Source organism: Symbiopectobacterium sp. (genome assembly GCF_051710365.1).
Lineage (GTDB): Bacteria > Pseudomonadota > Gammaproteobacteria > Enterobacterales > Enterobacteriaceae > Symbiopectobacterium.
Genome location: NZ_JBPETA010000181.1, coordinates 1 through 6,118 on the forward strand (window position 1 = coordinate 1; position 6,118 = coordinate 6,118).

The 6,118-nt window shown below is 51.5% G+C and carries 6 protein-coding genes; 4 read left to right on the forward strand and 2 right to left on the reverse strand.

The features are described from left to right. Positions 1-205: 205 nt before the first annotated feature. A complete protein-coding gene (locus tag ACTBDZ_RS14075; RefSeq protein ID WP_438815783.1) occupies positions 206-412 on the reverse strand; it encodes a DUF1107 domain-containing protein in 207 nt (68 codons plus the stop codon). A gap of 314 nt (positions 413-726) precedes the next feature. Between ACTBDZ_RS14075 and ACTBDZ_RS14080 the strand changes: the two genes are divergently transcribed. Further along, positions 727-1,308: a YtfJ family protein gene (locus tag ACTBDZ_RS14080; protein ID WP_438815784.1), complete on the forward strand. Its 582-nt coding sequence runs from the start codon at positions 727-729 to the stop codon at positions 1,306-1,308. 67 nt (positions 1,309-1,375) lie between these two features. Here the strand turns inward: ACTBDZ_RS14080 and cysQ are convergent, their stop codons facing one another. Further along, complete coding sequence (gene cysQ, locus ACTBDZ_RS14085) at positions 1,376-2,116, reverse strand: 3'(2'),5'-bisphosphate nucleotidase CysQ (protein WP_438815785.1); 741 nt, start codon at positions 2,114-2,116, stop codon at positions 1,376-1,378. 185 nt (positions 2,117-2,301) lie between these two features. On the opposite strand from cysQ, the gene ACTBDZ_RS14090 reads away from it, so the two are divergent. The 3 genes from ACTBDZ_RS14090 (at position 2,302) to ytfE (ending at position 6,035) form a co-directional block, all read left to right on the forward strand. Then, positions 2,302-4,251 (forward strand): bifunctional 2',3'-cyclic-nucleotide 2'-phosphodiesterase/3'-nucleotidase, encoded by a 1,950-nt coding sequence (locus tag ACTBDZ_RS14090; RefSeq protein WP_438815786.1) that lies wholly within the window; start codon positions 2,302-2,304, stop codon positions 4,249-4,251. Positions 4,252-4,572: 321 nt separating this feature from the next. Continuing rightward, positions 4,573-5,283: a hypothetical protein gene (locus tag ACTBDZ_RS14095; RefSeq protein WP_438815787.1), complete on the forward strand. Its 711-nt coding sequence runs from the start codon at positions 4,573-4,575 to the stop codon at positions 5,281-5,283. Between the two features lie 89 nt (positions 5,284-5,372). Further along, positions 5,373-6,035, forward strand: a complete 663-nt coding sequence (gene ytfE / locus ACTBDZ_RS14100; RefSeq protein WP_438815788.1) for an iron-sulfur cluster repair protein YtfE — start codon at positions 5,373-5,375, stop codon at positions 6,033-6,035. The last annotated feature ends 83 nt before the right edge of the window (positions 6,036-6,118 follow it).

Genomic DNA, 6,118 nt, shown 5'->3' on the forward strand with positions numbered 1-6,118 from the left:
AACGGTTGGTAACAAGGGCTCAATGATTGCCCATGCTTCATCAGAAAGATCGTAGCGAGCCATAATCCAAAGTGTCGTAGAAACAGATGGATACTATAGCTCAAGCAATTAAGGGACACAGCCTAGTCTTCAACCTGCGCCAGCCTGAACCGCTAGCCCATTGCTGCTGCCCATCACTGGCGGCAGCAGCATTCCTCTCGAACCGTTAGCCCATGTCGGCTTGCAGCCGCATCACCTGACGGTTCACCTCAGACATCACCAGCAAATGCTGTTTGTCTTGGGTTTTCGGCAGTAATATTTTGCCGTAATCAAACTCGAAAGCACCGATGCCTCTGATATACAACCGGCCACGAAACAGCGTTTTCACGTACTTCGCAACTTTTAACGGGTTGTAACGTTTGAAGATCCGCATTGTATCTCTCCTCCCGTTTTCATTTTTCTCTTCGGCCCCAAGCTGGGGTATAAAATCACGCGTTAATAGAACGCCTAACTATTAGTGTCGCCAGATGGCATTTAGTTCCACACAAAAAAACAGCATAATTCACGGGGTTTTCAGACTGTTATAAGATAGTTCCGTTATCGATCAGCATAGTTTTATTTTTACCTTTACGTAACAAAAATTGTGAAGCTCGATCACATTTCAGACAAGGACAGACCAGATATCTTCCTCTACGTTTAAGCAACGATTTCGCGTAACCTTCGCCGCTTTCTACCAGAGGACACGTTATGACTGCCTGCCACACCTCGACGCTGCGTCTGCGAATAGCCCTGTTTAGCTTGTGTACCCTGTTGGCGCTGCCCTGCATGGCGCACAACCTTACGCTCAACAGCACCTTGCCCCCCACCGGCATTGCCGATAAAGGGGAACTGATGTATCAAAACCAACAGTTTAGCTACCAGAACTGGAACAGCGCACAGCTCGTGGGAAAGGTGCGCGTCATCCAGCACATTGCAGGTAGGACATCGGCCAAAGAGATGAACGATCCGCTGATAAGTGCCATCAAGGCCTCTAATCTAGCGCGTGAATATTACCAAACGACGACAATCGTCAATACCGACGACGCCATCATCGGCACTGGCCCGTTTGTTCGCAGCAGTCTTGAAGAGAGTAAAAAAACCTTTCCCTGGTCGCAGTTTATCGTCGACAGTAATGGCAACGTCCGCAAAGCCTGGCAGTTAGAGCAGAAAAGTTCAGCGATCGTGGTGCTGGATAAGCGCGGCCAGGTGCGCTATGTCAAAGACGGGGCGCTCAGTGCGCAAGAAGTGCAGCAAGTAATGAACCTGCTGCCACAGTTGTTGAAAGAATAACTCTCGGCAGAGAACAGGCGTGGACGATCGTCTCACCACGCCTGCCTCGCTCATACCGCTGCGTACATCAAAACAACGACACGCGAAACCCTGGATTGAGAAAGGATTCACGCGGTACATAATTGAGGGTTTTGCCCTGCCAGTCATGTACCTGTGCACCGGCAGCCGCAGCGACAGCGTGCCCGGCGGCGGTGTCCCACACGTTAGTCGGCCCGAAACGCGGATACAGTTGGGCTTTGCCTTCCGCCACCAGACAAAATTTGAGCGAAGATCCAATCGCAACCGTCTGGTGTTCACCAAGCTGAAGCAAATAGTCTTTTAACTCTGCGTCCAGATGAGAACGGCTCACTACCACCAGCGGCGGGTGCGCATGGTTAACACGGATCAAACGGCGCACGCCTTCCACCTCTTTCCACGCTTTTCCCCCCGATGCCGCGTACATGACTCCGGTAACCGGCACATATACTACGCCTAGCACCGGCGCGCCATTTTCAATCAGCGCGATATTCACGGTGAACGCGCCGTTACGGTTAAGAAACTCTTTGGTGCCATCCAGCGGGTCTACCAGCCAGTAGCGCTGCCAATGCTGGCGTACCTCCCAGGCTTGCGGATCTTCTTCCGACAACAAGGGAATATCGGCAAACATCTGCGCCAATCCCTGCTTGATGATGTGATGCGCCGCCAAATCCGCTGCGGTCACAGGAGACGCATCTTTTTTATGCGCGACATCGACAGGGCGTTCGCCATCATACACCTGCATGATGGCGGCACCGGCGTCGCGCGCCAACTGGCAAATTTGTTCCAACATAATGAACCTCGTCTTTCTGGTGCCCGCTGTGTATACAATACAACGCAGTAACGGACCTATTCTTTGTCAAAAGAGTGAGATGCGCCACTGACCTGTCATGATTCTATGCCAATTTACTTCCTTTGGTAGGATACTTTACGAGTCTCAAATCCAAGTGCAACGCCAACATGAAGGAGTCAGGCTATATGAAGCACGCGCTCGCGCCAGGTTTAGTGGCCCTGTTTGTTACCACCACACTGCACGCTGCCACCGTCGATCTGCGCATTTTGGAAACTACCGATCTGCACAGCAATATGATGGATTTTGATTATTACAAGGATACTCCCACCGATAAATTCGGTCTGGTACGCACCGCCAGCTTGATTCACGGCGCGCGTCAGGAGGCCACTAACAGCGTTCTGGTGGATAACGGCGACTTGATTCAGGGTAGCCCGCTGGGCGATTACATGGCGGCCAAAGGGCTGCAACAGGGCGAGGTGCACCCGGTTTATCTCGCCATGAACCGACTCGACTATGCAGTGGGCAACATCGGCAACCATGAGTTCAACTACGGTCTGGATTATCTGCACAAAGCGCTGTCCGGCGCCGCTTTCCCGTACGTAAACGCCAACGTGCTCGATGCGAAAACCGGCAAACCGCTGTTCACGCCTTATCTGATCAAGGACACACCGGTAAAAGATCGCGATGGTAAGACTCATACTTTACGCATCGGCTATATCGGTTTTGTACCGCCGCAAATCATGGTGTGGGATAAGGCCAACCTGAGTGGCAAAGTGACCGTGGCCGACATAACCGAAACCGCGAAGAAGTGGGTGCCCGAAATGCGGCAAAAAGGTGCGGATATTGTGGTTGCCATCCCCCACTCCGGCCTTTCTGGCGAGCCGTATAAGGCCATGGCAGAGAACTCGGTGTACTACCTGAGCCAGATACCGGGCATCAATGCCATTCTGTTCGGTCATGCTCACGCCGTTTTCCCCAGCAAAGATTTTGCCGCTATTCCCGGCAGTGATATCGCGCAGGGCACCTTGAACGGTATTCCCGCTGTGATGCCCGGCCAATGGGGCGATCATCTGGGTATTGTCGATTTAGTGGTCAACAATGACAGCGGCCAATGGCAGGTGACGGAGGGGAAAGCACAAGCGCGCCCTATTTTCGACAAAGCGCAAAAACAATCACGTGCCGAAGCGGATAAAGATCTGGTGAATGTGTTGTCCGACGCGCATCAGCAAACGCGCACCTTTGTCGGCAAACCCATCGGTAAAGCCGCTGACAACATGTACAGCTATCTGTCACTGGTGCAGGATGACCCCACCGTGCAGATCGTCAATAACGCGCAGCGCGCTTATGTGCAGCACTTTATTCAGGGCGACCCCGATCTGGCTGATATTCCAGTGCTTTCCGCCGCCGCACCGTTTAAAGCGGGCGGCCGAAAGAACGACCCTAACAGCTATGTGGAAGTGGAAAAGGGTGAGCTGACGTTCCGTAACGCCGCCGACCTCTATCTCTACCCCAACACGCTGGTGGTGGTGAAAGTGAACGGGCAGCAGGTGAAAGAGTGGCTGGAGTGCTCGGCGGGCCAGTTCAATCAAATCGATGTTCACAGCAAGGCACCGCAATCCTTAATCAACTGGGACGGTTTCCGCACCTATAACTTTGATGTGATTGACGGTGTTAATTACCAGATCGATGTGACGCAGCCTGCCCGTTACGACGGGGAGTGCGCGCCGCGTAACCCCAACGCCGAGCGCATCGTTAATTTGACCTACCAGGGCAGACCCATCTATCCCAAGATGACGTTTCTGATCGCCACCAACAACTATCGCGCCTACGGCGAGAAATTTGCCGGAACCGGGGAAAAGTACGTTGCCTTTGCCTCGCCTGATGAAAACCGTTCTGTGCTGACCGCCTATATCAGCGCAGAAACGCAAAAACAGGGTGAAGTGCAACCTCAAGCGGACAACAATTGGCGTTTAGCGAAGATCAAGAGCGACACACCACTGGATATCCGCGTGGAAACGGCACCTTCAGCGAAGGCCGCGGCTTTTATCAAAGAGAAAGCGCAATACCCGATGACATCCCTCGGCCATGATGACGTGGGCTTTGCGTTATACCGCCTCGATCTGCAAAAACAGTAATCGGTTACAGAACGCCGCTTGATGCGGCGTTCTCAAACTGCGGACAACATAACTCTACCCATTGCTCATCCTCCGTACAGGAGGAGGATCTGCTACAGAAAGAAAACATCACTTCTCATCCTTGCTTAACCGGAGCAGCTTTCGCAACGACAACGCTGATGTGATTAACTGCGTCAGCGATCGGATTGAAGTAATCCAGTCCGCCCGTCACGACAGGGAGTACGGCGCAGTAGCCCAGCAATCTGTTTATGAATGATTAACTAACGGCCCGCCTGTCAAAATGTACACAGGTTTACATCAGGTGATTACCATTGATTAACGATGCCGATTACGCCATTAACACCCACCCAGCCAATGAACGAGCCCTCTGGCACGCGATCATTGTTTCCCAAAGAACAACTTACGTCGTCTTTTTTGCAAAAGTTAACCTCCATTGTTCATGACTCGGACATTACTCTGCTTGGCCCTGATAAATCGGACGATCACTATGTCCGCTGGGGCCATGATTTTCGTGACTTAAAAACCAACCCAAATGAACTCCGTATTTACTGGTTCGACGATACGTATAAAGGCACCAAACGATTAAACATCCTTGGCCATGGCCGCATTAACGCCAGCGGCAAGGGAGAAATGAGTCTGTTGCTAGAGGGAAAACCGGATAGGGTTGATGGCGCAGATCTAAAGTACATGTATGACTATCATTACCGAGCAGAAACGCTGGCGCTTTATCAGTACATCCGCGTCATTTCCTGTTACTCGGCAGACGGATCAAACCCTTTGGGTCAACAAATTGCCAACGCTTTCAAACGGGAGACAAAAGCGTTTTCTGGTTATGTCGATTCGTTAAGTCCAGAATCGATTGAAGAAAAAAAATTTAACCACGCGTTCAAAAGCGAAAGCAATACCCAGATTGATCTGAACCGCTTACTCACCAATACGGGCAGGAGTTTTGTGCGAAAAACACTACCGAAGGAACCAGAAAAACAACAGCTCTGGTCTGAGTATCACCCGGTTAAATTTAATCCTAAATGACCCCTCGGCGTACCTCTTTTTAGTTATATTCATCTCAATAAGATTCATTTAAAATGCAACTTATTATTTTTACCGCTGAGGGACTTATCATGCATTACCGCGATCGTACACTGGGGGAACTGGCTATCGCCATTCCTCGCGCTACTGTACTTTTCCGTGAATTTAATCTCGATTTTTGCTGCGGCGGCAAACAAACGCTGCTGCGTGCTGCCAACAAACTGGAGCTGGATATCGAGGCACTTGAAGCGCGCCTGAGCGCTCTGGCAGAGCAGCCTTCAACGGAAACCCACTGGCCTTCAGCACCGCTGGGCGACATCATTCCCCACATCATCCAGCGTTATCACGATCGTCACCGCGAGCAGTTGCCGGAATTGATCCTGATGGCTGAAAAAGTGGAACGTGTTCACCATGAAAAATTGGCGTGCCCACGCGGACTAGCCGCGCAGTTAGCGTTGATCCTTGACGATTTGTCCCAGCACATGATGAAAGAAGAACGCATCCTGTTCCCCATGATCCTGGCAGGTATGGGCGCACAAGCCTCGGGTCCGATCTCAGTGATGGAACATGAGCATGATGACGCAGGACAACAACTGGAAGTGGTGAAAAATCTGACCAACAACGTGACGCCACCGGAAAACGCCTGCAACACCTGGCGCGCGTTGTACGCCGGTATCAATGTTTTTATCAGTGACCTGATGGAGCATATCCATCGACCCTGTACACGATTCTGTGTAAATGCCTTTTCTCAGTAGTGACCGTCCAGACGATCACCGAACTCGATAATAAAGCGGCTCATAGCCATACGCCAGTCCCTCAGCGGCATCGTCCATTTTTG